The sequence below is a fragment of the Acinetobacter sp. ESBL14 genome (assembly GCF_036668815.1).
In the GTDB taxonomy this organism is placed as follows: Bacteria; Pseudomonadota; Gammaproteobacteria; order Pseudomonadales; family Moraxellaceae; genus Acinetobacter; species Acinetobacter gyllenbergii.
The window spans coordinates 70,665-97,075 of sequence record NZ_JAZEVS010000001.1; the positions used below are offsets into that span (position 1 = coordinate 70,665).

Annotated in this window: 17 protein-coding genes; 8 read left to right on the forward strand and 9 right to left on the reverse strand. The window is 41.3% G+C overall.

Features of this window, described 5'->3' with window-relative positions; all coding sequences use genetic code 11:
• Positions 1 to 75: 75 nt before the first annotated feature.
• Positions 76 to 1,548, reverse strand: a complete 1,473-nt coding sequence (betB, locus tag V6E90_RS00425) for a betaine-aldehyde dehydrogenase (protein WP_332604195.1) — start codon at positions 1,546 to 1,548, stop codon at positions 76 to 78.
• Positions 1,541 to 2,167, reverse strand: coding sequence for a transcriptional regulator BetI (gene betI / locus V6E90_RS00430; RefSeq protein ID WP_005239515.1), 627 nt, complete (start codon positions 2,165 to 2,167; stop codon positions 1,541 to 1,543). The genes betB and betI overlap by 8 nt, the downstream gene beginning before the upstream one ends.
• Positions 2,168 to 2,432: 265 nt before the next feature.
• Here betI and V6E90_RS00435 point away from each other — a divergent pair, with 265 nt between their 5' ends.
• Both V6E90_RS00435 and V6E90_RS00440 read left to right on the forward strand, forming a co-directional pair.
• A complete protein-coding gene (locus V6E90_RS00435) occupies positions 2,433 to 4,043 on the forward strand; it encodes a BCCT family transporter (RefSeq protein WP_332604196.1) in 1,611 nt (536 codons plus the stop codon).
• Positions 4,044 to 4,160: 117 nt separating this feature from the next.
• A complete protein-coding gene (locus tag V6E90_RS00440; RefSeq protein ID WP_004655484.1) occupies positions 4,161 to 6,221 on the forward strand; it encodes a choline transporter in 2,061 nt (686 codons plus the stop codon).
• A gap of 51 nt (positions 6,222 to 6,272) precedes the next feature.
• Here the strand turns inward: V6E90_RS00440 and V6E90_RS00445 are convergent, their stop codons facing one another.
• The 3 genes from V6E90_RS00445 to mqo all read right to left on the reverse strand — a co-directional run bounded on the left by V6E90_RS00445 (position 6,273) and on the right by mqo (position 9,728).
• Positions 6,273 to 6,728, reverse strand: coding sequence for a hypothetical protein (locus V6E90_RS00445; RefSeq protein WP_016660445.1), 456 nt, complete (start codon positions 6,726 to 6,728; stop codon positions 6,273 to 6,275).
• Between the two features lie 38 nt (positions 6,729 to 6,766).
• On the reverse strand, positions 6,767 to 8,008 hold the full coding sequence (locus V6E90_RS00450; protein ID WP_332604197.1) for an MFS transporter: 1,242 nt from the start codon (positions 8,006 to 8,008) through the stop codon (positions 6,767 to 6,769).
• Between the two features lie 79 nt (positions 8,009 to 8,087).
• Complete coding sequence (mqo, locus tag V6E90_RS00455; protein ID WP_065343574.1) at positions 8,088 to 9,728, reverse strand: malate dehydrogenase (quinone); 1,641 nt, start codon at positions 9,726 to 9,728, stop codon at positions 8,088 to 8,090.
• A gap of 332 nt (positions 9,729 to 10,060) precedes the next feature.
• Between mqo and V6E90_RS00460 the strand changes: the two genes are divergently transcribed.
• A complete protein-coding gene (locus V6E90_RS00460) occupies positions 10,061 to 11,728 on the forward strand; it encodes an exo-alpha-sialidase (protein ID WP_332604198.1) in 1,668 nt (555 codons plus the stop codon).
• Positions 11,729 to 11,783: 55 nt separating this feature from the next.
• Here V6E90_RS00460 and V6E90_RS00465 read toward each other — a convergent pair whose 3' ends face one another.
• Positions 11,784 to 14,012: a TonB-dependent receptor gene (locus V6E90_RS00465; RefSeq protein WP_332604199.1), complete on the reverse strand. Its 2,229-nt coding sequence runs from the start codon at positions 14,010 to 14,012 to the stop codon at positions 11,784 to 11,786.
• A gap of 412 nt (positions 14,013 to 14,424) precedes the next feature.
• On the opposite strand from V6E90_RS00465, the gene V6E90_RS00470 reads away from it, so the two are divergent.
• From V6E90_RS00470 to V6E90_RS00490, 5 genes are all read left to right on the forward strand, one after another.
• Positions 14,425 to 15,438, forward strand: a complete 1,014-nt coding sequence (locus V6E90_RS00470) for a DUF1852 domain-containing protein (RefSeq protein WP_332604200.1) — start codon at positions 14,425 to 14,427, stop codon at positions 15,436 to 15,438.
• A gap of 27 nt (positions 15,439 to 15,465) precedes the next feature.
• Entirely contained in the window at positions 15,466 to 16,494 is a 1,029-nt protein-coding gene (locus V6E90_RS00475; protein ID WP_032812745.1) for a methionine synthase, read from the forward strand.
• A gap of 87 nt (positions 16,495 to 16,581) precedes the next feature.
• Positions 16,582 to 17,073, forward strand: coding sequence for a flavin reductase (locus V6E90_RS00480; RefSeq protein ID WP_016541624.1), 492 nt, complete (start codon positions 16,582 to 16,584; stop codon positions 17,071 to 17,073).
• A gap of 610 nt (positions 17,074 to 17,683) precedes the next feature.
• Entirely contained in the window at positions 17,684 to 18,235 is a 552-nt protein-coding gene (locus V6E90_RS00485; protein ID WP_332604201.1) for a TetR/AcrR family transcriptional regulator, read from the forward strand.
• 215 nt (positions 18,236 to 18,450) lie between these two features.
• Positions 18,451 to 21,387: an SIR2 family protein gene (locus V6E90_RS00490; protein WP_332604202.1), complete on the forward strand. Its 2,937-nt coding sequence runs from the start codon at positions 18,451 to 18,453 to the stop codon at positions 21,385 to 21,387.
• 144 nt (positions 21,388 to 21,531) lie between these two features.
• On the opposite strand, the gene V6E90_RS00495 is transcribed toward V6E90_RS00490, so the two are convergent.
• The 3 genes from V6E90_RS00495 to V6E90_RS00505 all read right to left on the reverse strand — a co-directional run bounded on the left by V6E90_RS00495 (position 21,532) and on the right by V6E90_RS00505 (position 26,026).
• Positions 21,532 to 22,815, reverse strand: a complete 1,284-nt coding sequence (locus V6E90_RS00495; protein ID WP_004655461.1) for a ribonucleotide-diphosphate reductase subunit beta — start codon at positions 22,813 to 22,815, stop codon at positions 21,532 to 21,534.
• A 142-nt stretch (positions 22,816 to 22,957) separates the two neighbouring features.
• Positions 22,958 to 23,089 (reverse strand): hypothetical protein, encoded by a 132-nt coding sequence (locus V6E90_RS00500; protein WP_004655460.1) that lies wholly within the window; start codon positions 23,087 to 23,089, stop codon positions 22,958 to 22,960.
• Between the two features lie 93 nt (positions 23,090 to 23,182).
• Positions 23,183 to 26,026 carry a ribonucleoside-diphosphate reductase subunit alpha gene (locus V6E90_RS00505; protein ID WP_016541632.1) on the reverse strand — a complete coding sequence of 948 codons (2,844 nt, stop codon included), beginning with the start codon at positions 26,024 to 26,026 and terminating at the stop codon, positions 23,183 to 23,185.
• Between the last annotated feature and the right edge of the window lie 385 nt (positions 26,027 to 26,411).

The following is a 26,411-nucleotide window of genomic DNA, read 5'->3' on the forward strand; positions in this document are numbered from 1 at the left end:
ATTCTTGAGGATGCCGAGGCAATCATGGGATTGCTCGGCATTGAGGATTAATTTTGAGGGTGAAAGCTGAGGGCATTAGAAAATGCTGTGATACTCACCCAACTCAACTTGAACGGATTTGATACGGGTGTAATGCCCCAAAGTGGTTAAGCCATTTTCACGGCCAACACCAGATTGCTTGTAGCCGCCCACTGGCATTTCCGCAGGTGATTCACCCCAGGTATTGATCCAGCAGATACCAGCTTCAAGTTGATGAATCATACGATGCGCTTTAGTGATGTCTTGGGTCACCACACCTGCAGCTAAGCCAAAGGTGGTGTCATTGGCACGACGAATCACTTCTTCCTCAGTTTCATAGCTGAGAATGCTCATCACAGGACCGAAGATTTCTTCTTGCACAATCGCCATATCATCTTGGCAGTTGCTGAATACCGTCGGGAGCACATAAGCACCTTTGGCGAGATCACCTTCTGTGGCACGACCACCACCAATCAATAGTTTTGCACCTTGCTGTTTGCCTGACTCAATGAAAGACAACACTTTTTCCATATGCGGGAAGCTGGTGAGTGGACCGAAATTGGTTTGCTCAGCCATCGGATCGCCAATACGAATGCGTTTTACCCGTTCTACAACGGCGGCTTCAAAAGCCGCAAGCAGGGCTTTCGGTACAAACACGCGAGTACCATTGGTACAGACTTGGCCTGAGCTAAAGAAGTTTGCCATGACGGCGATATCCGCAGCACGGTCGAGGTTGGCATCATCACAAATAATCAGCGGTGATTTACCACCCAACTCCATGGTGACTTCTTTCAAGGTTGAACCCGCAGCGCTGGCCATCACTTTCTTGCCAGTTTCGACACCACCCGTGAACGAAATTTTTTCAATCACAGGATGTTCAGTCAGCCATTGACCGATATCACGACCCGCACCTTGAACCACGTTGAAGACGCCGTCTGGAACGCCCGCTTCCGTATAGATTTCAGCAAGTTTGAATGCGGTTAGCGGCGTAGTTTCGCTTGGTTTGAAAATCATGGCATTACCCGCAGCAAGGGCAGGGGCAGATTTCCACATTGCGATTTGAATTGGGTAGTTCCAAGCCCCGATCCCAGCCACTACACCAAGGGGTTCACGACGGGTATAGAAGAAGCTTGATTCACGAAGTGGCACTTGCTCGCCTTGAATGGCAGTTGCAAGACCTGCGTAGTATTCGATGACATCGGCACCTGTCACAATATCCACAGTCGATGTTTCGCTGTAGGCCTTACCAGTATCGAGGGTTTCGAGCTGGGCAAGTTCATCATTACGTTCACGTAGGATATTAACTGCACGGCGTAGGATGCGAGAACGCTCCATCGCAGTCATGGCTGCCCAGACTTTCTGGCCTTGTTGTGCGCTTTGAACAGCCGCTTCAATGTCTTGTTGTGAGGCTTGTTGAAGTGTTGCGATCACTTCACCGTTGGCAGGGTTAATGCTGTTAAATGTTTGACCACTGGTTGCTGCGACATAACGTCCGTGGATATATAACTGGTGAACTTGTGCATCACTCATTCTGTTTCTCCTGCAAAGGTTTGTTCGCAAATTGCAATTGCGTTTTTACATAATCGTAAGCAATGGAACGTGCCAACTGGCTGTCAAACTCATCATGACTGCTCAAACTGCCACGTAACCATAATCCGTCAATCAAAGCCGCCAATCCGCGAGCGGCAATGCTGGCCTGTTGTTTATCCTCTACCAACATCAAAAAATAATGCTTCAGGTTGGAGTACAGGCGTTGATCATTAATTCGTTGTAAACGTCCAAGCTCGGGCAAGTGCATACTGGCTGACCAGAAGTCTAACCAGACCCGCATGGCTTGTTTGTTGACCTGACTGATATCGAAGTTGGAATCAATAATGGCCTTGATCTGGCTTTCTGGATGCGCATCTGCTTCAGCTTTGTATTGGTCAGTCTTTTGACGCAAAACGTTGAGCATTTCCTGCATACAGGTATTGATTAGACCCTGTTTGTCACCAAAATAGTGACTCACGATACCGGTCGATAGTTCGGCCTTTTTTGCAATCTGTGCAATGGTGGTATTGGATAACCCCACTTCAGAAATTACATAAAATGCGGCGTTAATAATTTCTTCACGTCGCACATGCTCTGGTTTAACTCTACGCTTTGTCATGCTTATCCATTTCAAGCCCGGCCAAGGTGCTTTTTATTCAACATTTCTCGATGTAGAGCATCATAACATTTTTTTATCATACTTTTTATTGATTGAACGTTCAATCAATAAAAAGTATAATCTGTAAAAATCAATGAATTTTTGATTGGCAAGAATAGAAGTAGCGTAATAAATCAAAGATTCTTATGGATAAGGCGATAAGCAGAATTGAACACTTATCACATTATTTTTTAAGAAAAAAACACCAATTGCAAGGAGCAAGAACATGGTGTCAGAAAGTAATGAAGGGTCCCCATCTGAACCTATACGTTTAAATTTGTTTGTTTTTTGGAGCTCCGCAATCAGTATCGGCATTTTTGGCCTATTGTTTGTGTTGTTTCCACAGCGCAGCCAGTTCTGGTTGACCTATATACAAGGGCAGGCCAATCAATTGTTTGGTTGGTACTACATGCTGGTGATCGTGTTTTGTTTAGGTTTTGTTGCTTGGCTGGCTTTTTCACGGGTTGGGCAGATTCCTTTAGGCAAAGATGACGATAAACCTGAGTTTGGTTATCTGGCTTGGGTCTCAATGCTGTTTTCGGCAGGGATCGGGATTGCACTGTTGTATTACGGTGTAGCTGAGCCTGTTGATCATTTCCTGCGACCGCCTGAAGGTCAGGGTGGCACCATACAAGCTGCGCGTGATGCCATGATGTATAGCTTTCTGCATTGGGGCATTCATGGTTGGGTGCTGTATGCCTTGCTGGGTGTCACTTTGGGTTATTTTGCCTTCCGTCGAGATTTGCCGTTGGCCTTACGTTCTGCGCTGTATCCGATCTTTGGTGAGCGGATTCATGGTCTGATCGGTGACTTTGTCGATGGTTTCGGGATTTTAGCCACGGTGATTTCTCTGGTGACTAACTTGGGCATCGGGGCTTTGGTACTGGTCTCGGGTCTACATTATCTTCTCCCAGAAATTCCCAATAGCCAAACCACACTGATTGCGGTGGTGTTGTTGATGATGTCAGTGGCGACCATCACTACCGTGGTCGGAATTGAAAAAGGTCTGGCGTGGTTATCTCGTATTAATCTACGATTACTCTATGCCTTATTGCTATTCGTGTTCCTGACAGGCCCAACCAATCATTTGCTCAATGGTTTGGTGCAGAACATGGGCGATTACCTCGATCATTTTCTGGCAAAAAGCTTTGATATGTATCTTTATAACAGCAAGGCGGGTGAGTGGTTAGGTTCGTGGACCGTATTCTATTGGGCATGGTGGATCGCATGGGCACCATTCGTGGGTATGTTTATTGCGCGAATTTCCAAAGGCCGTACCATTCGCGAAGTGGTGTTGGGTGTCTGCCTGATTCCACTCGGTTTTACCTTGGCTTGGATCTCGATTTTTGGCAATACTGCAATCTATTTTATTCTAGAACAGAAGCAAAAAATCCTCGGTGACTTGGTGTTGACTGACCCTGCTTTGTCCTTATTTAAGCTTCTCGAATTTTTACCGTTCAATCCTTATATTGCTGGGATTGTTGTTGTGATTTGTTTCGTATTGTTTTTGACCCCTGTGGGTTCTGGTACACTCATGATCGCAAATCTGTCCTCGAAAGGGGGTAGCAATGAAAGTGATTCGCCGATTTGGTTGAGAATTTTCTGGTCTGTGGTGATTACCATTGTCAGTATCGGGCTGCTGTTGGCAGGGAGTTTTCACTCCATGCAAAGTGCCGTGGTGCTGTGTGGTTTACCATTTTCCGTTATTATTTTGCTGTATATGTTTGGCCTGGCCAAAGCACTAAAACAGGATCAGTTTCGTCCTACACCGCCGCAAGTGATAACGCAGGTAACTCAGTCATCACAAGCTATAACTGAAAAATCAGAAACATTGTAATTCGGGTAAATGACTTTTATTTTTCATTTTTTATTCAGACATGTCTTTTCATTGATGCAAAGGTGGAAAGACGTAGATGAATATTTTCTTTTTGTTCTCTAACTCCCTGAGGATTGTATGGCAACAGATAATCCAAGAGCGGTTGATGATTCTACATTAGCGAATAAAGACCATTTAAATCGTGTGGTCTTTTATGTTTCAGCTCTACTTATTTTAACATTTGCACTGGTTACGATTTTTTTTAATGACTTTGCCAACCACTTACTTAATGTGGTGCTGGCTTGGGTCAGTGATAAATTCAGCTGGTATTACTTGCTGGCAGCAACGCTATATCTGATCTTCGTGATCTTTATTGCCTGCTCGCGTTATGGTGATATTAAGCTCGGTCCGAAGCACTCCAAACCTGAGTTTAGCTTGCTGAGTTGGTCGGCCATGCTGTTCGCAGCGGGCATCGGCACAGACTTGATGTTCTTCTCGGTGGCTGAGCCGCTGTCTCATTATATGAATCCTCCAGTGGGCGAGGGACAGACCTATGAAGCTGCGCGTCAGGGCATGGTCTGGACGCTGTTCCACTATGGTTTAACGGGTTGGGGCATGTATGCACTGGTCGGGATGGCCTTGGGCTATTTCAGTTATCGTTATAACTTGCCGCTGACCATTCGTTCTGCCTTATACCCAATCTTTGGGAATAAAATTGACGGGCCGATTGGGCATACCGTCGATACAGCCGCAGTCATTGGTACGATCTTTGGTATCGCCACCACCTGTGGTATTGCGGTGGTGCAGATCAATTATGGTTTGCATGTACTGTTTGACGTACCTGAAAATCTATGGATTCAGATCGCCCTGATTGGTCTTGCTGTGATTGTCACGATTATTTCGGTGACGGCAGGGGTCAATAAAGGCATTAAGGTTTTATCCGAAATCAATATCTATGCCGCGATTGGTCTGATGTTGTTCGTCCTGTTCCTCGGCAATACCGAATTCCTGCTCAATGCCTTGGTACAAAACTTTGGTGACTATATCAGTCGTTTCCCAAGTTTGGCCTTGGAAAGCTTTGCCTTTGACCGACCAAAAGACTGGATGAACAGTTGGACCTTGTTCTTCTGGGCATGGTGGGTCGCATGGTCGCCATTTGTGGGACTGTTCTTGGCACGTATTTCACGTGGTCGTACCATTCGTGAATTTGTCTGTGGTACCTTGATCATTCCTTTATTGTTCACGATTACGTGGTTGTCTATTTTCGGGAATAGCGCTTTATATAACGTAATTTTTGAAGGCAATACGGCACTGGCACAAACTGTACTGACTGATCCTGCACATGGTTTTTATGACCTGTTGGCGCAATATCCAGGCTTTGCCTTTATTGCGGGGATCGCCACCATTACGGGTCTATTGTTCTATGTGACGTCTGCCGATTCAGGGGCTTTGGTACTCGGTAACTTTACTACCAAGTTCTCCAATGTCGATAATGATGCACCACGTTGGCTGAGAATCTTCTGGGCAACTGCCATTGGTTTGCTTACCGTGGCGATGTTGATGGCCAACGGGATTACTGCACTGCAAAGTGCCACCGTCATTATGGGCTTGCCGTTTAGTTTTGTGATGCTATTGGTGATGGCGGGCTTATATAAATCCTTGCGCTTAGAAGATTATCGTAAAGCCAGCCGTAGCCTGAATGCTGCACCTGTGGTCGGAAACGTGGATATTTTGAACTGGAAACAGCGTTTGTCCCGTGTCATGCATCATCCAGGCAGTAGCGAGACGCAACGTATGCTCGATAGCGTGTGTAAACCTGCGGTACAAACCGTGGCGGATGAGTTGGTGAAGCGTGGCATGAATGTCGAAGTGACGCAGGGTGAAGTCGAAGAAAGCGAAAGCCTGTATCATCTTGATCTCACCATTTACATCGAAGAAGAACATAACTTCGTGTACCAGATCTGGCCAGTCCGTTATATCGCGCCGACCTTTAGTGAGCGTGGTAAACGCGGCAAACAGTTCTATTACCGCTTGGAAACTTTCTTATATGAAGGTTCTCAAGACAATGACTTGGTTGGATACACCAAAGAACAGGTGATTAATGACATCTTGGATAAGTACGAGCGGCATATGACCTTCTTGCATATCAATCGTATTAGTCCCGGTAATCGTCCTTTGTACCCTGATTCGCAAGATTAATCGAGTCAATAAAAAAACCTCACGTCATGTGAGGTTTTTTTATGGGTGGACTTATAAAGCACCATATTTTTGCCATGTTTCACCAGTTTCATAGGGAGCATAATGGCTTTTCAGTTCATGCAGAGATTGGCTTTGGTAAATTGCAAAGATGATCATAATCAAAAACAGGCTGATCAACTTAATGGCGCGTTTATGTTTATATTCGCCCGCATATAAATAGAAAATACAGTAAAAAGCGATGATCAAATAGGTGCAAAATAAAGAGTGAAAGGCCAGATAGAGCAACAGTAGTGCTGTAATTGCCAGAGCAATTCGGTTTTTTAAGATGTTGGGGCGCAAGCTGAGTAGGTTCAGAATCAACAGACCCAAAGAAGTCCAGAACAGATAGGCTTGCCCCCCGATAATGACAATATAGGTCGACTGTAGCCACAATAGTACTAGCCATACAAAGACGGAAAAAATAATAAATTTAGAGAGGCCTGAAGATGCGGGCAAAGTGTGTTTCATATGATATTGGTTTTTTAAATAGCTGTTTGTTTGGGGGATTAAAAACGAAACTTCAATAAATCTTTGGTTTTGATCTTGGTCAGTAGCACACAGAACAAAGACAGTGAACCGCCAATCAACATGGCTGGCACCACGCTAAAAAAGCGTGTCATCACACTGGACTGCAATGCACCCAGCTCATTGCTGGACGTGACAAAGATGCCATTAATGGCAGCGACACGACCAAGCATGTCTTTGGGTGGAATCAATTGCAGTATGGTTTGACGAATAATTATGTTGATGCTGTCACATGCCCCCATGATAATGAGAACTGCGATGGAAAAATAGAGGTGTCTGGTAACAGCAAATAACAAAGTACACAGACCAAAGCCAGTGACCGCAATGAGCATCATCTGCCACGGTCTGGATTTAGGTGGATAACGTACCAAAATCAGCAGCATGATCAAGCCACCAAATGCAGGTGCGGCGCGTAATAGACCAAAACCATCGGCACCAACATGCAAAATATCTTGGGCAAAAATGGGTAGCAGCGCGATGATGCCACCAAAGAAAACCGAGCCGAGATCGAGAAACATCGCCCAAAAAATAATTTTGGTTTTAAAAATAAATTGTAGTGCGTCTTTTAGACTTTGAGCCACCGACTCCGTTTGGATTTGAGGAAACGCGCGCTTCTGTAAGCACCATAGAGCCATACTGCCCGTAAGAAAAAGCGCCACAATCACGGCAAAGGTAATATCCAAATCCAGATGCGCCAACAGAAAACCGCCAACCACGGGTGCAAGTATACCGCAAGCTTGCCAGCACATACTGGTCCATGTCGCTGCATTGGTATACAGATGCTCAGGTACGACAAAAGGACGTAAGGAGTTAAAGCAGGGGCTATAAATACCGCGAATACAGCCAAATAAAAACAGGATACTGAAAGTCGCAATCAGTAGGACATTGGCACTGAACGTCTGGGTGTTATACAGATCGAAGCAGATCCATAAGCCAACCGATAGGGGAATGGCAAGGCTAAAACTGATTTGTAAAATACGCTGCCGATTAAAACGGTCAGCAATATAACCGCCCCATAAAGACAGAGCGAGAAAAGGTAAGAAATCCATGATCCCAACTAGGCCGAGAATGAGCGGATTTTTGGTGATTTGATAGAGATGAAAAGCCACCAGCACTTCTTGAATGAGCACCGCAAACGTTAGGCAGCATTGATTGAGGGTCAATAACCTAAAGTCACGACTGGCAAATGCAGCAAAAGCAGAGTGGGGTGCAGCAGCGGGCATAAGGTGTTATGTATAAAAAAGAGATAAAGAAAAAGGGAGGAGCGAAAACTCCTCCCATTTTCAATGGGCTTGGCGTTGCTTATTGCGCAACAGCTTCCGCTTTTTCGACTTTCTTGGCAGGAACCAAGTTTGCAGGAGTCGTATAGTTCAAGCCTAAAGTTGAACTTGAGTACTGACGGATTTGATCTAACAACGCTGGATCAGTTGAAAGGTCTTTACCATAAGAACGCACGATTTCATGTAACTTGCCATTCCATTCACCTTTAGTTTGCTCAGGGAAGGCTTTTTCAAGCAAGTTGAGCATGATGTAAGGTGAAGTTGAAGCACCCGGAGAAGCACCTAACAATGCGGTTACAGACTTGTCTTTAGACGCAAAGATTTCTGTACCAAATTGCAATTTAGCAGGTTTACCCGGCTCTTTTTTGATGATCTGAACACGTTGACCACCTTGTTGTAAATGCCAGTCTTTTGGATCAGCTTCAGGGTAGTATTTTTTCAACTCGTTGAAACGATCAGCATCAGACATTAACACTTGGCTTACCAGATACTTAACGAGATCGGCATTTTGTAGACCAATTGCAGTCATAGGCAAGACGTTGTTTTTGTTGGTCGATGCAAGCAAATCAAATTGTGAACCATTTTTCAGGAACTTGTTTGAATAGGTTGCGAATGGGCCAAACAACACATATTTTTTACCATCAATATAACGGGTATCAATATGTGGAACAGACATCGGAGGCGCACCAAGATCAGCACGGCCATAGACTTTGGCTGTATGTTTTGCAGTGATTGCTGGGTTGTCAGTTACTAGGAACTCACCACCTACAGGGAAGCCCGCATATTGTTGTGCTTCTGGTAAGCCAGTCATTTGCAATAATTTAATTGCAGCACCGCCCGCACCAATAAATACGAAACGTGTTTTGACATGATCAACTTTGCCCGATTTCAAATCTTTGAAAGCAACAGACCACGTGTTGTCATCATTTTTGCTGATGCCCGTCACTTCAGTTGAAGTGCTGAGTTTAAAGTTAGGACTCTTTTCGAGGTTGTTGATCAACTGGGTCGTGATAGCACCGTAGTTCACGTCAGAACCAACGTCCATACGGGTTGCAGCCACTTTTTGTTGAGGATCACGACCGTCCATCACCAATGGTGCCCATTGTTGAATTTCAGCTTTGTCTTCACTTAATTTCATGCCCGCGAATAACGGATTTTGAACCATGGCAGCATAACGCTTTTCCATGAAGTTCACGTTATCGCCCCACACAAATGCAATGTGTGGTACAGGGTTAATGAAAGTGTTTGGTGTTTCGAGTACACCTTGTTTGACTTGGTATGCCCAGAATTGCTTGGCAATTTCAAACTGACCCGCCACATTCACAGCTTTAGAAATGTCCATTTTACCGTCTTTTTCTTCGGTATAGTTCATTTCCATAAAGCCTGAGTGACCTGTGCCCGCATTGTTAAAACCGTTTGAACTTTCTTGTGCAACAGCATCAAGACGTTCATACATGCGGATGTTCCAGTCAGGTTGTAACTCGTTGAGATAAGTACCCAACGTGGCACTCATAATCCCGCCACCGATGAGTACGACATCGACAGTAGGTTCGTTGTTGGTGGTTTTAATTGCCTTAGACGCAACTGGTCTAAAAAGAAAGGCAATTGCAATAATAATTAGTACCACGAGCAGTACTAATAAATATTTCCAAAATTTTTTCATTCAATTTACCTTAAAAATTAAATGACGCTCTATATGACAAACCATATAGAGAGAAAGAATTTAAATGATGATACAGGCGCAATAAAGGCACATCAGCAGGGCAAGGGATTGCCTTAACACTGATGTTGAAGAAGTTAGTTCATGAATTTTACTTTAATTTAGACGGTGTTTTAGTTGTACTAGTGTTTCAAAATGTATCAATCAAGTTGATTATGATTATATTTAAGATGGTTTATTGTTAATAATTCTAGTAATGTTCACCTTTATTGGGTAGGGCGAGAGTTTTCTCATCCTTGATACATGTTGTTTCTGACATTTAAATGATTAAGTAAATGAATAAACTAAATTTAATATTGAAAAGTGGGGTGGTTTTCGCCATTTGTTTGTTACTCCAGGCATGTGCTACAACGCCGCAATCAAGAGAAATGAATGCAGTGGCAAAAGATGTGTTCGCACCTGAGCAACAAGAAGAGAAATTATATCCTGTGGTCTTAAGTATCGGTTTTAATAATGGGATGAATTTTCCGTTTTTACTCGTAGAAAGTCTTACAGAAAAAACCATGATCCGGAAAAATAATAAGACCTATAAAATTGATGTTATTAATTCAGGAGTTTCACGTTCTACACTGATTTATAGTGGGAAATTACCTGCGGGGGAATATCGTGTTGTTGAGCTGAACAGCTTTATGCCGAGTGCAAATCCGATGCTGGCAGGGGCAACAAAATTTATCAATTTGGTGGATAATGAGCAAGCCAGTCAAGCCCGTACATTTAAAGTGGTTGAGAATACAACCACTGATCTTGGACGTATATTTTTGACGCATGCCAATGGTGCATATTTTTTTTCAAGATCTGAAAACTATCCATCCAATAAAAATCTAATCAATAAATTTGGAGATAAGTATCTGCAAGCGATTTATAAAGACAAGGTTTTAACAGGCTGGACTCAACCCATTACTGAGATAGAAAAACATTTTGGTAATGAAAATAAATTATTACCTTTTGGAATGCAGTGTTTTAAGGAAACACCAGACAATAGGGTGGTTGCAGCAAGTAAAATTGGTTCTATTTTTTCTTTTTCCTTAAACGATGATATCCAAGATAAAAAAGAAAAAGCCAAAATATTTCAAAGCCAAGAAGCTCTGTCTTTTGACTGCGTAACTGTAAAAGAAAATCGTCACTTTGATTTTTTAGCTTATGGTGAGATGAATAATTTCTATAAGCATCAAAAAGATAGTGATACGCTAAGTCCTGTTGATACGGGTAATTTGCCTATAGGAATCATTGCCTATGTTGTGGGTAACGATCAACAAGGTTGGTATTTAGCACATATTGTGGGAACTGATCTGACTATTTATCGTAGTGATCGTTTAGAAAAGGGGGATTGGAAACCAATTTCAACAAAAAAAATATTCAATGCTTGGTTAGGGCTGAATGGTTTCTGGATGTGGGAGGATGAGCGCGGTTTTGATTATGCTGATATGTATGGAAATATTAATCGCTATGAGTATGCAAGCAAAGCATGGAGCCAAAATAAGGTACCCGATAACGCCAATATCACGCAGCTGTTTGTTAACCCAGACCAGTCCTTTAGTTTGATTACTTCTAAAGGTGGTTTTGCAGGTGTTTTTGCTAAGCAATTTAATTCAAAAGATCATGGTGCGACATGGCAAAAAATTGATAGCCCATTTAAAGTCAATATTTGGCCAGCGCAATTTTCAAAGCAAGGCGATATTTATATTGCTTCTGGACCATTTAGCTGGGGTGAGTTAGCGGTTAAAGAAGAAGCAACACCCACATGGGAAAAACGTAAAATAATCCCGCAGAGCTATATCACAGTGCTTGACTCAGGGGCTCTTTTAAATACTTATTTTTCACCTTACTATGCCCTTGTTAATTTTTCTAAAGACAAAGGCAAGACGTGGAATCCCGTCTATTCAACCTATAGCAAAAAATTACATGAGCTACAGCAGAAACAAGATGCTTCAGCTCAAAAATAATGAATGAGCTTGAGAAAGAAACCGTCATTTATGACGGTTTCTCATTGATTCGAATTTACCATTTATGGCTATAAGACACTTTCAGCGTAATGCCATTTGCGAGTAAATGACTGGTATTGTTGCTGTTTCTCATCAGTTGGCTATACAGCGGGTAATATTGCTTGTTAAACATATTTTCGATACCGATGGTCATCGTATCTTTCTTGTTCAGTGCAAAGCTACTGAGTAAATCAGCGGTGGTATAAGATTTGACATCATAACGTCCAAAGCTATTTACGCCATTCAAACGATAATCCTCTGCGCCAAAATAAGTGGCTTGAATGCGGTTGGTCCAAGTATCAGTTGGACTATAAGAAATATAGCCTGTGACTTTTAACGGTGGGATACGGTAACCAGTCATATCTTGCTCAGTATGGGTATTTTGAGGGGTTTCGCGTCCTTTCATCCACGTCACACTCCCACCAGCCCCCCAGACTTTGGCATCTTCAAGATAATCAAGGGTCGCTTCTACACCAGTCACTTTTTCTTTGGTTCGCGCAAGCACCAGTCCATTATTAAAGGATTGCACACCCCCCAGATCAGAAGTGGAGTGGAATACCGCTAAACTAGAACTAAAATGATTAAAATGACCATTCCAGCCAAGCTCATAATTATCCACTTTGACAGGTTCTAAGAAAGAAGAACCTAAGTCGAAACCTACCCCTGCATTACGGATGATGACACCAACATCGGGGAGTTGGAAACCCTGATTAAAAGAGGCATAAATCGAGTGTGCATCGGTAGGTGCAAAGCTGACATTGGCATTGTAAAGCCATGCGTCTGCTTTGACTTTACCGCCTTGAACCGTATAAGGATTGGCTTTGCCGAGTTGAGACAAGGGAATAAAGCTGTCAATTTTGGCATAACTGTCTTCATAACGTGTGCCGATTTCTGCTGACCATTGCTCATTGAAACGGTGCTTCAATTGCGCAAATCCACCGATACTTTGCGTGGTGAGCTCAGGTAAATAAATCAGTTTGCCATTTTTGACAAATTCCAGACCACCTGACTGGTCATAAATTTGCGGGTCGAAGGTATCTAAAGGCATTTCACTTTTTTCACGGCTAAAATCGCCGCCCCAAACCAGCGAAGTGTCGCCTAAAAACGCAAGCGGTGTATTCACGGTTAAACGGCTGCCCAGCACATTATTTTCTTGATAGACCTGATCGACTTGTCCGCCACGGGTCGCAACTTTACGCGCATCAAAGGGTGCAAAGCGGGTAAAAAAGTCACGATAATACAGTTGCGCATCGACTTTATTGCCGAAGAAATCTTGATGACTATAGGTCAAATTGTAGATCTGATTTTCATTTTTATTCTGGTCTTTTAATTTCAGACCCTTGATTGCCTTCGCAGGCACAGTCCCCGCTGGCAGTTGAGCCACACTTGGATCAGAGGCATAGTTCGAGTCTTGTTCCGCATTATAATAATTTGCAGCAAATTGAAGATACTGATTGTCGTCCAGATGATAGCCAAGTTTGCTACCGATGCTATAGGCATCTGCATCAAACAGGTCACCTTGACTGGGTTCAGGTGCAACCCGTCTGCCACGTGCATCGTATGGACTGCCAATACGTTGGTAGCCAAAATCGAGCGCATAATCGAAGTTATTTAAGCTGCCAGAGAAATATTGATGGATGTCACCACTTAAGGCATCGGAACGAAAATTGGTTAAGCCCGTCTGCAGACCAATCACAGTTTTCGCGCTCGGTTCGCCACCAGCCGCTTTGGTTGTAATCGAAATGGTCCCCCCAGCTGCACCACTGCCATAAATCGCATTACTGCCTCGAATCACTTCGATACTGCTAATACTTTCAGGATCAATCGCAGAAAGCCCCCTTGAGGTATCACGGGTGAGATTCATCGGAACACCATCGACCAAGATCAGCGCATTACGGCCACGTAGGGTTTGTCCATAATCGGTAATGGTGCGACTGGAATCGGATAATCCCGGAACGACTTTTGCTAATACGGTGGCGATGTTGCCTGATGAGGCATTTTTTAACAGCTCGATTTGTTTTTCATCGAGCTTGGTGACTTGTTTGGCCGAAGAGGACAATTCATCTGCACGCGATGCCGTAATGCTAATGGTCGGCAGCACTTCGGAGGGCTGATCTTGATTGGCAACTTCAGCAGGCGTTGCTGCAAAAGATGAGTTTGAAAATAAGATAAATCCACCGATAGAGAGAAGGGGAATAAGAGGTCTGGCTTGTTTTTTTCGATTAAATACACGATCTTTTTTCATCTTCTGTCCTTTGATCTCAGCCTGAGATTGCTTTTTAATTGGTCTGAATTATAGTTGAGAATGAGAGCTATTCACAGTTTGATCAATTAATACAGCTTGCTTGTTATGTCCAGTCGATTGATTCAGCCCTTATGTAATTTTTATTGGTATCGTATTGATTTTTAATTAATTGAACTGGAGTTTTTGTCCTATGGTTTGTCTATATCCGCCCGAAATTCCCTGAGCGATATTCATCTGCAAAATTACCATCAATCGAGGATACTGAGCCATTTTCATCTCAGCAAATTTCTTAACGTGAATTTCATTCATTTTTGACTTAGATTAAATCATTTTTATTCAGCTAATGATTACGGTATAAATCACTCTATACAGAAATTCAGATTTATCTCAGAAATTAGGGTGGCGGATTAAAATGAGTAGCGCATTTAATTTTACGATCAAGAGTATTCGTTTTGATGAGAACTATTACCCATCAGAAAATACCCGTATTACAACCAACTTTGCCAATTTGGCTCGTGGTCAAAGCCGCCAAGAGAATCTGCGTAATACCCTAAAAATGATCGACAATCGTTTCAATACCTTGGCGCATTGGGATAATCCAGAAGGCGATCGTTATGCGGTCGAGCTTGAGATTATTTCTGTTGAGATGAAGGTTGAAGCGGGCAGCGATAGCAATGCATTGCCTTTGATTGAAATTTTAAAAACCAATATTGTCGATCAAAAAACCAATGAGCGTATTGAAGGTATTGTGGGTAACAACTTCTCTTCTTATGTGCGTGATTATGATTTCAGTGTGCTATTGCTTGAGCATAATAAAAATCAGTCTGGATTTAGCACACCAGAGAACTTCGGTGACTTACATGGCAACTTGTTTAAGAGCTTTATTGAGTCAGAGACTTACAAGGCAAACTTTAAAAAACCGCCTGTGATCTGCCTCAGTGTTTCCAGCAGCAAGGTCTATCAACGTACTGAAAATCAACATCCAGTATTGGGTACGGAATATCTGCAAGATGAATATTCATTAACGGATGAGTATTTCCAGAAAATGGGCTTAAAAGTGCGTTATTTCATGCCGCCAAATAGTGTTGCGCCGTTGGCCTTCTATTTCTCTGGGGATTTATTGGCGGACTACAGCAATCTGGAATTGATCAGCACCATCAGCACCATGGAAAGCTTCCAGAAGATTTACCGTCCTGAAATTTATAATGCCAATTCAGCGGCTGGTAAATCCTATCAACCAAGTTTGAGCAACCAAGATTATTCACTGACGCGCATTGTATATGACCGCGAAGAGCGTAGTCGTTTGGCAATTGAGCAAGGCAAATTTGTTGAAGAACAATTTATCAAACCTTATCAAAACATTCTGGAACAGTGGTCTGCCAGTTATGCAGCACAAAGCAACTCGCAAAAAAGTTACGCGCACTAATTTATTGAAAATATAAGGTTATTGATGATGAAAAGATTATTACCAACGTCGACTGCGGGTAGCTTACCGAAACCGTCTTGGTTGGCAGAGCCTGAAAAGCTTTGGTCACCATGGAAATTGCAAGAGCAGGGTCTGATTGAAGGTAAACAGGATGCTTTACGTTTGTCTTTGCATGAGCAGCAAGTGGCAGGGATTGATATTGTTAGTGATGGCGAGCAAACCCGTCAGCATTTTGTGACGACATTTATTGAGCATCTTACAGGTGTTGATTTTGAGAAACGTGAAACGGTGCGTATCCGTAATCGTTATGATGCCAGTGTGCCAACTGTAGTCGGTGCGGTATCGCGTCAAAAGCCTGTTTTTGTTGAAGATGCCAAGTTTTTACGTCAGCAAACCAATCAACCAATCAAATGGGCGTTGCCAGGCCCAATGACCATGATTGATACGTTGTATGATGCACATTATAAAAGTCGTGAAAAATTGGCGTGGGAATTTGCCAAAATCCTGAATGAAGAAGCCAAAGAGTTAGAAGCGGCGGGCGTGGATATTATCCAGTTCGATGAACCTGCTTTTAATGTATTCTTTGATGAAGTAAATGACTGGGGTGTGGCGACTTTAGAGCGTGCGCTTGAAGGGTTGAAGTGTGAAACTGCGGTACATATTTGCTATGGTTACGGCATTAAAGCCAATACCGACTGGAAAAAGACCCTCGGTTCTGAATGGCGTCAATATGAAGAGGCTTTTCCAAAGCTACAACAATCAAAACTTGATATCATCTCACTGGAATGTCACAACTCGCGTGTGCCGATGGATCTGATTGAATTGATTCGTGGTAAGAAAGTGATGGTGGGTGCGATTGACGTGGCGAGTAACACGGTTGAAACGCCAGAAGAAGTTGCCGATACCTTACGTAAAGCACTTCAGTTTGTCGATGCAGATAAGCTCTATCCATCAACCAACTGTGGTATGGCACCTTTGGCGCGTGATGTTGCACGTGGCAAGCTGAATGCATTAAGTGCAGGTGCAGAAATTATTCGTCAAGAACTGCAAGGCTAAAATGCACTGATGTTGTGAGGTTGAAAGGGCGAGTATGTGCGCCCTTGATACCAATGCAAAGCTCGGGTTTAATTGAGGAATAAAGTGATGGTTGAAGCAACAGATTTTAGAGATGCAATGTCTTTACTCACTAGTGCGGTCAGTGTGATTACCACCACAGGCATGTCTGGTCGTTATGGCTTTACTGCATCTGCTGTATGTAGCGTCACTGATACGCCTCCGACTTTATTGGTATGCATGAATAGAGCTTCGAGTTCGCATGTGCATTTTGTCGACAATAAAATCCTGAGCGTGAATGTGTTAAGCGCAGATCATCAGCATATTTCGAAAGCCTTTTCCTCTAAATTGAGTCCAGAAGAACGTTTTAAACATGGAGCTTGGTCAGCATTGGAAACAGGTGCGCCAGTTTTGGATGATGCCTTGGTGAATTTCGATTGCGAGATTGATCAGATTCAGGACGTGGGAACGCATACGATTTTTATTTGTCGTATTGTGGCGGTTCAACAAAGTGGACATGATCAAAGCTTGGTGTATTTTAACCGTGCTTATCACCAAGTTGGGCAGACCGAAGTCGCTTAAAGCAGTGCGCTTTAAGCCGACTGGTTGATTATTAAAATACATTTATATGATAATTTAAAAATAATAAATAATTTAATTGATTGAAAAATAATAAGAAAATCACTTTGGCCCAAAGTGTAGCATTGACACCCTTAGACCCACTGATTATTCTTTAAGCGCTGGCCTACATCGCCAGCCGGTTTTGACAGACCGTTTCCTAAGTGCATTGAAAAACCTAGTTTTTTTGGTGTAGACTTGTTCGTCCCTCTTTTGTAGCGGTAGGGCGAAAGGGGGACGCCTTCGGGCGTGCTGATTCTTAGGTTCAGTCTGTCAACCCTCTTTCTCCCTGCCACCATAATCTTTATGTCTTGGCAGCGTTCCGAATTTTGTAGGAGTTGGCCATGCACTGTATTTTTATTTTTCTCAATTAGTCTTTGACGCCGTTTGATTGCCTTTAGGCTTTTCAAGCGCTGCTTTGTCACGACTAAAAAATCATATCAACAATAAAACTTGAGATGCGCTCAGGCCGTCTTATCGGGTCTTTGCACGCCTTTTTTTCGCTTATTGCAGCATAAATGGCCGCTTGATCTGGTTGAGCAACAACAAAAAATTATTCAATCATGGAAATGCTATGCCACCTTTTGCTTTGACTTATCGTGCTTTAAAAGTCTTGGATACCTCGCAAACGCTGTTTAACCAAGATGGTTTTCATCATGTTGGGGTCGACCTGATTATTGATGAGTCTAAAATTGCCAAAGGCACCTTTTATAAATATTTTCACTCCAAAGAGCATTTGGTTGAAATGACGTTGAGCTTGCAGAGAACGGCACTCAAGAAAGAAGTCCGTTCAATTCTCTATGCCAATAAACATCTATCAGGGCGTGAAAAGCTAAAACGGATTTTCTTTCTGCATGCCGATGTAGAAGGGATGTACCATTTATTGTTTCGGGCAGTTTTTGAAATTAAAACCCGTTATCCAAAGGCGTATGAGATGGTGGTGGAGTACCGAAACTGGTTGATTCGTGAAATTTATATGTTGTTGGCAAGGACGGATATCAATGCTGCAAAAGCAGATGCACAGATGTTCTTGTTTGTGGTGGATGGGGCAATGGTACAGTTGTTAAGTGGGAATAAGGTGGATAAAGGGAAGTTGTTGGAGGGGTGGTTGGTGGGGATAGATTGAGTTTGCATGTAATTTAGGAAGATTATTGTTGGAATTTTAGAAATAGATGTTTATGTGTAATTAAATTAATTGATAGCTATGAATAAAAATCTAGACTTTTTATCGGTCAGGCTAATAATACTATGTTAACTGTAAACTAACAATGATTTACTGTTGTAAGCGTTTGAAATATAAATTATATTCTATGATAACTATTTCTAATATATTTTAAAAGTATGACCATACCAAGTAGTTTAATATCAAAAGCTAAGAATGATAAGTTAGTGATTTTTGTAGGTGCTGGCCTATCAATGAACTGTGGTTTACCAAATTGGAATAAGCTGACAATAGAAATTTTAGAAGGTTTAAGAGAATATGACGAAAAATGTGATAAATATATTGATGCAATAAATGATGATATTATGACACCTGTAGATGTCCTACAAAAGATCGATACGTTAAAAGTTAACGCAATTGAAATTTTAGAAAAAGTCATAAGATCTCATGATGATAAACTACCATCAGTTGCGCACCAAACTCTAGGTTCAATCTCTACAAAGATAATAACTACAAATTATGATAACCTGCTAGAGAAACAATACCAAAATTTTGAAATGGTTTCATATAGTAATAAATACAAGGTTTCTAAAATTTCTGGGTATGATAAATATATTTTTAAAATACATGGTGATATCAATGAGCCAGATAAATGTATTTACTTTCCTTCACAATATGAAGAGCTATATAGTACTGATGAACAGGTTTCTATTTTTGAACTAAAAAAAATTATAGCTGATAAGTCTATATTGTTTGTAGGTTTTAGCCTTTCAGATCCTTATATAAAACATGTGATGAACTTTATGGGTGAATTATATAATGGCTATACACAAGAACATTTCATTATTTCAACACAAGAAATTAAAAGTGAGAATGTTCGTTTAACTTCTATATTAATAGATTCATATGAAGACTTAGAAAATAAATTAATTCAAATAAAAGATAGTATTTATCCATTGCTAGGAAATCAATTAGAATCGGAGGGTGAATGTGAGATTGCAACAGAAATAGAAAAATCTAAGAATATAGATGAATATGATATTGAGATACCTCCAGCTAGTAAATTTTGGGTTGGTCGGAAAAAAGAAATTCAAAATTTATCAGTTGATTTTTTTAAGGTGGTGTTTATTACAGGGATTGGTGGTCAGGGGAAATCCGCCTTGGCTTCATATATTTTAAAAGATGCAATGCAAAAAGATATATATGAATTTGTGGATTGGCGAGATTTTAAAGAGGAAACTAATAGATTTCAAACTAAGTTAATTTCTTTAATACAGCGTCTAACAAATGGTGTTTTTAATATAAAAGAATATAATTCTATTTCAACAAATGAGTTGATTGATATATTTTTTAGAAATTTGTTTAATAGAAGAATATTATTTGTTTTTGATAATATTGATAGCCATATTGATCTAGAGTATTTTACCCCATCAGGAAGTATGAAGTATTTTTTTGACCAAGCACAAAAAACTGTGCATAACTCTAAATTTATTTTTACTTGCCGGCCATTTATTAGAGAAGCTGGTTCAGAGTTTTATCAGATTAAACTTGATGGGTTGTCAGAAAATGAATGTCTAGAAATTTTTGAATTATATAGAATTTCGGTTAATCGGAATCAACTAATAGAATTATCAAATAAGTCATATCAGCTAACAAAAGGTCATCCTTTGTGGATAAATCTAATTGCAGCTCAAGCTTCTAGAGGGATAGAAACAGTTAATAAATTCATAAAAAGTATTGAAGATAAAACTAAATTTAATGAAGAGGCATTTTCATCAATTTTATCTGAAAAAATTTTGAATGAAGTGTGGTACTCTTTGAATGATAAGCAAAGGAATCTTTTAAGAGGGATTGCTGAGTCTGTTAAACCAGAAACTACTCTTAATTTAAAAAAGATTATGGAGTCTGAATTAAATAGTAATCAGTTTGACAAAGCATTCAAAGTTTTGAAAAATTTAAATTTAATAGAAATTAAGTCATCTAGTGATAATGCTGATTTAGTGGAACTACATCCACTTGTAAAAGAATTTATAATATCAAAGTTTCCCGCTAATGAGAGGTCAAAATATATTACCTTGTTGGTTCAGTATTATGATAAATTTATTTATGTTTTAAAGTCACGGCTCAATGATGATTTAACTTTTTCAGATTTTCAAAACTGGATGTCTAAAGTTGAACTAAATATTAACAATGAGGATTATGTTTCTGCTTTAAGTGTTCTTGAAGAGGTTTACTCTCCAATTTTAATTGCAGGCTATACTGAAGAATACCTAAGGGTTTCTGAAAAATTATTTGGTTCAATAAATTTTAAAATAGCAGTTGATAATGAATATCCATATTTTCATAGTCTATTTTTTAGCCTAACTACTACATTGACCCAATTCGGAATTTTCGAAAAAAGTGAATGTTTATTAGAAGAATATGCCAAATTTATACCTGGAAAAGGTAATCATTTTTTATCTTATTGTAGTGAAAAATGTTACTCTTTCTGGTTTCAAGGGAAATATGTAGAGGCTATTGAAATAGGGGAGTATGGGGTACATTTATTAGATGAGTCAGGGGTTTCGGATGTATCTGTATTGCGTCATAATTTAGCCTTAGCTTATCGTGATTCAGGTAAAGTTGAGAATGTTAAATTGGCACTTAATCATTTTCTGAAAAGTGAGGACTTAGAAAATATTTTAAATAATATTAAAATTGAACTCGGAGGGGAGTTTTATGGAAATGTAGGTAAGTGTTTAGAATTTCTTGGAGATAAAGAAAACTCATTAACTTGTTATTTTATTTCATTTGATATTATAGCTAATGGACGAAATAGGAATTCAAAGTTGAACATCGGTTATGCTGCATCTTGGATATTTAATTTATTAAAGAGCACTAAAGAAAAGAAGAGTTCCTTATATTTTTATAATATGGCCTTAAGTAATTGGGAAAAAACTGCACCTCCGCAAGCTAATAGATTAAAAGATTCTATGGACTTAGTTTCAATTGATAGTCAAATTAAATCACAAATTGAAAATTTACCTCAGTGGAAAATTGATAGATATTGTAAAGATTTTGCAAAAAATGGGATGCGAAGAGGCTTTTTTCATTCTCAAGTTTTTGATAATACTTAAAATATAATTAAGTTTGACTTAATATCTTATATTATAAAGTATAGGGGATTTTGAAGGTTATATAAGTTTTACTTAATATGTCTAAATAAAAACTGTATAAAAAAACCGCCATCTCGGCGGTTTTTTATTAGCTGTTAATTCAACTTACCAGCTTAACGCACCACCAGTTTGGTAATCCGTTACACGCGTTTCAAAGAAATTCTTCTCTTTACGCAAGTCCATCATCTCAGACATCCAGCCAAACGGGTTGGTTACACCAGCAAACTGCTCAGGTAAACCAAGTTGCGCTAAACGACGGTTACAGATGAACTTCAAGTATTCTTCCATCATGCTTGCATTCATACCCAATACACCACGTGGCATGGTGTCACGCGCATATTCGATTTCAAGCATGGTGCCTTCAAGAATCATTTGAATCACTTCTTCTTGGAACTCAGCCGTCCACAAATGTGGGTTCTCGATCTTGATCTGGTTGATCATGTCGATACCGAAGTTCAAGTGCATCGACTCATCACGCAAGATGTACTGGAACTGCTCAGCAACACCGTTCATCTTGTTACGACGACCCATACTCAAGATTTGAGTAAAGCCACAGTAGAAGAAGATCCCTTCAAGAACACAATAGAACGCGATCAAGTTACGCAATAAACGTTGGTCGTTTTCAGGCGTCCCCGTGTTGAAAGTCGGATCACTTAAAGATTGAGTGTACTTCAAGCCCCACGATGCTTTACGCGCAACACTTGGAATCTCGCGGTACATGTTGAAGACTTCGCCTTCATCCATACCCAAAGATTCGATACAGTATTGATAAGCATGGGTGTGAATCGCTTCTTCAAATGCTTGACGCAAGATGTACTGACGGCATTCAGGGTTGGTAATGTGACGGTAAATCGCCAAGACCAAGTTGTTTGCAACCAATGAGTCCGCAGTCGAGAAGAAACCTAAAGAACGCATGATGATGGTACGCTCATCTTCAGTTAAGCCATTTTCAGACTTCCAAAGCGCGATATCGTGGTTCATGTTGACTTCTTGCGGCATCCAGTGGTTTGCACACCCGTCAAGATATTTCTGCCAAGCCCACTCGTATTTAAACGGAACAAGCTGGTTTAAGTCTGCGCGACAGTTGATCATCGCTTTATCATCAACCTGTACACGCTGTGCACCCATCTCAAGCTCTTCCAAGCCCGGTGCAGCATCTAAGTGTTCTAAGGCAGCAGATGCTCGTGCCAACGAATCGGTTGGATTTGTTGATCGCACGGAATTGGTTCCAGCGGGTTGTGCAGCTGCCACGCGCGGCGATGATTGCTCTGAATCAGATACCACTTGCGTATTAACCGTTTTTTGCGTGTCGATGGGCGCAGACTTGTGTTCAGGTGCAGTCGGTTTTTGCGAATCATCTTCAAAATCGTCCCAACTAAGGATAGACATATCAATTCTCTCTTCGTTGCTTTATATCTTTTATTTAGACATCTCAAGCAAGGAGATGCCCTACTATACGCTCAATTTGTGTAAGCAAAATTAAGTTTTATTGATTGAGTTTTTAAAAGTGACCAATGGACACTGACAATCCCTAAGACTTATTTTGATTACGCTGTTGTCTACGTATTTTAAAAAACGCGTAAACGAGGGGGATATAAAACACTAGAAAGGCACAAATCAGAACAATCACACCAAATTGATAATTATGACTGAGATGGAACATGATCGATGCCTCTATAGGAACCTCTCTCGCGGCGCTTTAGTCGCTCTTCACCTCTCCTAAAAGGAGAGGGAGTTTATGGAGAGAGGAATAAAATTACTGACAAGCTTCGCAGTCTGGGTTGTCAATTGAACACGCCAATGGCACTGGTGCTGCTGTCGTGAAACCATCTTCTTCAACCGCAGTTTCAGGTTTCTTCTCAGCCACAACTGCCGCTGGTGCTGCCGCAACCACAGGCGCTTCAACCGATGCTGGTTTAACTGCATTCAGTGCGCCAGTATTGATGGTTGATTTCTCAGCCGATGTTGCACCTAAAGCTCGGAGGTAATAGGTGGTTTTAAGACCACGTAACCATGCCATCTTATAGGTGATGTCAAGTTTCTTACCGTTCGCGCCAGCGATGTAAAGGTTCAATGACTGTGCTTGGTCGATCCATTTTTGACGACGTGACGCAGCATCTACGATCCAGCGAGTATCCACTTCAAATGCAGTCGCGAAGATTGCTTTTAATTCTTCAGGAATACGCGCAATTTTTTGTACTGAACCTTCGAAGTGTTTCAGATCATTCACCATGACGGTATCCCAAAGACCACGTTCTTTTAATGCACGAACAAGGTAAGGGTTGATCACGGTGAACTCACCAGAAAGGTTCGATTTCACATACAAGTTCTGGAAAGTTGGCTCAATTGATTGAGACACGCCACAAATGTTAGAGATGGTTGCAGTCGGTGCAATCGCCATCACATTTGAGTTACGCATACCGTCTTTTTGAACTTTAGTACGTAAAGTATCCCAGTCTAAACGTTGCGTGCGATCCACTTCGAACATACGCTCTGGACGAGATTTTGCAACGATTTCTAAAGAGTCGATTGGCAAGATCCCTTGATCCCACAATGAGCCTTTGAATGTTGAGTAAGCACCACGTTCAAGCGCAAGGTTGCTTGAGGTTTCGATGGCGTAGTAGCTGATCACTTCCATTGATTCATCAGCGAAATCAACCGCTGCATCTGAACCATAAGCAAGATTCATTTCATACAATGCATCTTGGAAGCCCATGATTCCCATACCCACAGGGCGGTGCTTCAAGTTTGAATTCTTCGCTTGTGGCACGGCATAGTAGTTAATGTCGATCACGTTATCGAGCATACGCACCGCAGTTTTCACTGTACGCGCAAGTTTCTCACGATCTAATACACCACCTTGAACGTGTTGTACAAGGTTGATCGAACCTAAGTTACATACCGCGATTTCATCTTGGTTGGTGTTTAAAGTGATTTCTGTACACAAGTTCGAAGAGTGAACCACGCCCACATGTTGTTGTGGTGAACGTAAGTTACATACGTCTTTGAATGTGATCCACGGGTGACCCGTTTCGAACAACATCGAAAGCATTTTGCGCCATAAGTCTTTGGCACGGACTTTCTTATGCAGCATGTTTTCTTGTTTTGCGACTGCTTCGTAGTGCGCATAACGCTCAGCGAATTCAGCACCCGTTAAATCATGCAGGTCTGGTGTTTCAGACGGGGTGAACAATGTCCACTCAGCATCTTCAAATACACGTTGCATGAACAAGTCAGGCACCCAGTTCGCTGTGTTCATGTCGTGAGTACGACGACGGTCATCACCAGTATTCTTACGCAGCTCTAGGAATTCTTCAACATCCAAGTGCCAAGTTTCGAGGTATGCACAGACTGCACCTTTACGCTTACCACCTTGGTTGACAGCAACGGCTGTATCGTTGGCAACTTTAAGGAAAGGAACCACACCTTGAGATTTACCGTTAGTGCCTTTGATATATGAGTTCAAGGCACGAACTGGTGTCCAGTCATTACCTAAACCGCCAGCCCATTTAGACAACATTGCGTTATCACGCATTGCGCCATAAATGTCGTATAGGTCATCACCGATGGTGGTCAAGTAACAGCTTGATAATTGCGGACGCAAAGTACCTGAGTTAAATAGCGTTGGTGTAGATGCCATGTAGTCGAAGCTAGACAATAAGTCATAGAATTCGATTGCACGGTCTTCTTTATTTTCTTCGTTAAGTGCCAGACCCATCGACACACGCATAAAGAATAATTGTGGTAATTCAAAACGCACGCCATTTGAATGGATGAAGTAACGGTCAAATAAAGTTTGTAGACCTAAGTAAGTAAATTGGTTTGAACGTTCTGGTTTGATCGCAGCAGCCAATTTAGCAAGGTCAAAGTTCAACAAGTCTTCAGAAAGCAGGTCAAGCTCGATCCCTTTCTTCAAGAAAGTTTCTAAAGCGTCGCCTTCCAAGGTTTCTGCTGGCAGACCTAAGAACTCGAGACCCGTGCTGACCAATTCGCTACTGAGTAAACGTGCAGTCACATAAGTATAGTTCGGCTCTTGTTCGATACGGGTACGCGTTGCCATCATCATGGTGGTCGCGATATCGCTTTCTTTTACGCCGTTGTATAAGTTCTTTACGGTTTCATCAAGGATGGCTTGAACATCAATCCCTTCTAGACCTTCACTTGCAGTTTGGATGGTTGCGGTAAGCGCATCCAAATCCAACGGTTGGAGCTGACCATTGGCATCTGTAATTTGTAGGGTAGGGTGATGGTTCGCACCAGTTTGCTGACGAGCACTTGCGCGTTGGTCACGATAAATCACATAGGCGCGGGCAACTTTTTGCTCGCCTGTGCGCATCAATGCCAATTCAACTTGGTCTTGAATCTCTTCGATATGAATCGTGCCACCAGACGGTAGGCGACGATTGAAGGTGTTCATAACCATTTCTGTCAGTTGCGTGATACGGTCATGGATACGACTTGAATCCGTACCTTGTTGACCTTCAACAGCTAAAAATGCTTTCCCAATCGCAACAGAAATTTTCTCGGCATTAAATGTCGCAATCTCACCGGTGCGCTTAATGACCTGAAGTTGGCCAGGAGTAGAAGTGATGATGCTCATGTCAGCATAGCTCCATTATCATCTATTTTTATGTTCATTGACCGTTTGAATCGAGCAAAAAGTATGCCACGATGTTTGAGGGATAAACACAATACTTAGTGGTTAAAGTTTATTTTCAACACAAGATACGGGATTTTTTGGAGTAGATCAATCCTTGACATTTTAGTAATTTTTTTTTCATGTCTTAACTGCTGAAATCACAGTCACATAGCATATCAAAGCCGTTAAAAAAGGCTTATAGATAACTCTGTGGATAACTCAAAAAACAGACACTTAAATTGTTTTGGGCGAATAAAGAAACAAATTGTTTAACATTGGCACAAAATCTATACTAAATATTCATCCTGTCGGAAAATGCATATATTTCTGAAAAATATATTAAAAT

Excerpts from the sequence above, each read along its gene's own strand:
- V6E90_RS00475 (WP_032812745.1), top strand. The coding sequence starts at position 15,466 with ATGAAAAGATTATTACCAACGTCGACTGCGGGTAGCTTACCGAAACCG.
- mqo (WP_065343574.1), bottom strand. The coding sequence starts at position 9,728 with ATGAAAAAATTTTGGAAATATTTATTAGTACTGCTCGTGGTACTAATT.
- V6E90_RS00470 (WP_332604200.1), top strand. The coding sequence starts at position 14,425 with ATGAGTAGCGCATTTAATTTTACGATCAAGAGTATTCGTTTTGATGAG.
- V6E90_RS00505 (WP_016541632.1), bottom strand. The coding sequence starts at position 26,026 with ATGAGCATCATCACTTCTACTCCTGGCCAACTTCAGGTCATTAAGCGC.
- V6E90_RS00435 (WP_332604196.1), top strand. The coding sequence starts at position 2,433 with ATGGTGTCAGAAAGTAATGAAGGGTCCCCATCTGAACCTATACGTTTA.
- V6E90_RS00485 (WP_332604201.1), top strand. The coding sequence starts at position 17,684 with ATGCCACCTTTTGCTTTGACTTATCGTGCTTTAAAAGTCTTGGATACC.
- V6E90_RS00450 (WP_332604197.1), bottom strand. The coding sequence starts at position 8,008 with ATGCCCGCTGCTGCACCCCACTCTGCTTTTGCTGCATTTGCCAGTCGT.
- V6E90_RS00460 (WP_332604198.1), top strand. The coding sequence starts at position 10,061 with ATGAATAAACTAAATTTAATATTGAAAAGTGGGGTGGTTTTCGCCATT.
- V6E90_RS00440 (WP_004655484.1), top strand. The coding sequence starts at position 4,161 with ATGGCAACAGATAATCCAAGAGCGGTTGATGATTCTACATTAGCGAAT.
- betI (WP_005239515.1), bottom strand. The coding sequence starts at position 2,167 with ATGACAAAGCGTAGAGTTAAACCAGAGCATGTGCGACGTGAAGAAATT.
- V6E90_RS00445 (WP_016660445.1), bottom strand. The coding sequence starts at position 6,728 with ATGAAACACACTTTGCCCGCATCTTCAGGCCTCTCTAAATTTATTATT.
- V6E90_RS00465 (WP_332604199.1), bottom strand. The coding sequence starts at position 14,012 with ATGAAAAAAGATCGTGTATTTAATCGAAAAAAACAAGCCAGACCTCTT.
- betB (WP_332604195.1), bottom strand. The coding sequence starts at position 1,548 with ATGAGTGATGCACAAGTTCACCAGTTATATATCCACGGACGTTATGTC.
- V6E90_RS00480 (WP_016541624.1), top strand. The coding sequence starts at position 16,582 with ATGGTTGAAGCAACAGATTTTAGAGATGCAATGTCTTTACTCACTAGT.
- V6E90_RS00490 (WP_332604202.1), top strand. The coding sequence starts at position 18,451 with ATGACCATACCAAGTAGTTTAATATCAAAAGCTAAGAATGATAAGTTA.
- V6E90_RS00500 (WP_004655460.1), bottom strand. The coding sequence starts at position 23,089 with ATGTTCCATCTCAGTCATAATTATCAATTTGGTGTGATTGTTCTGATT.
- V6E90_RS00495 (WP_004655461.1), bottom strand. The coding sequence starts at position 22,815 with ATGTCTATCCTTAGTTGGGACGATTTTGAAGATGATTCGCAAAAACCG.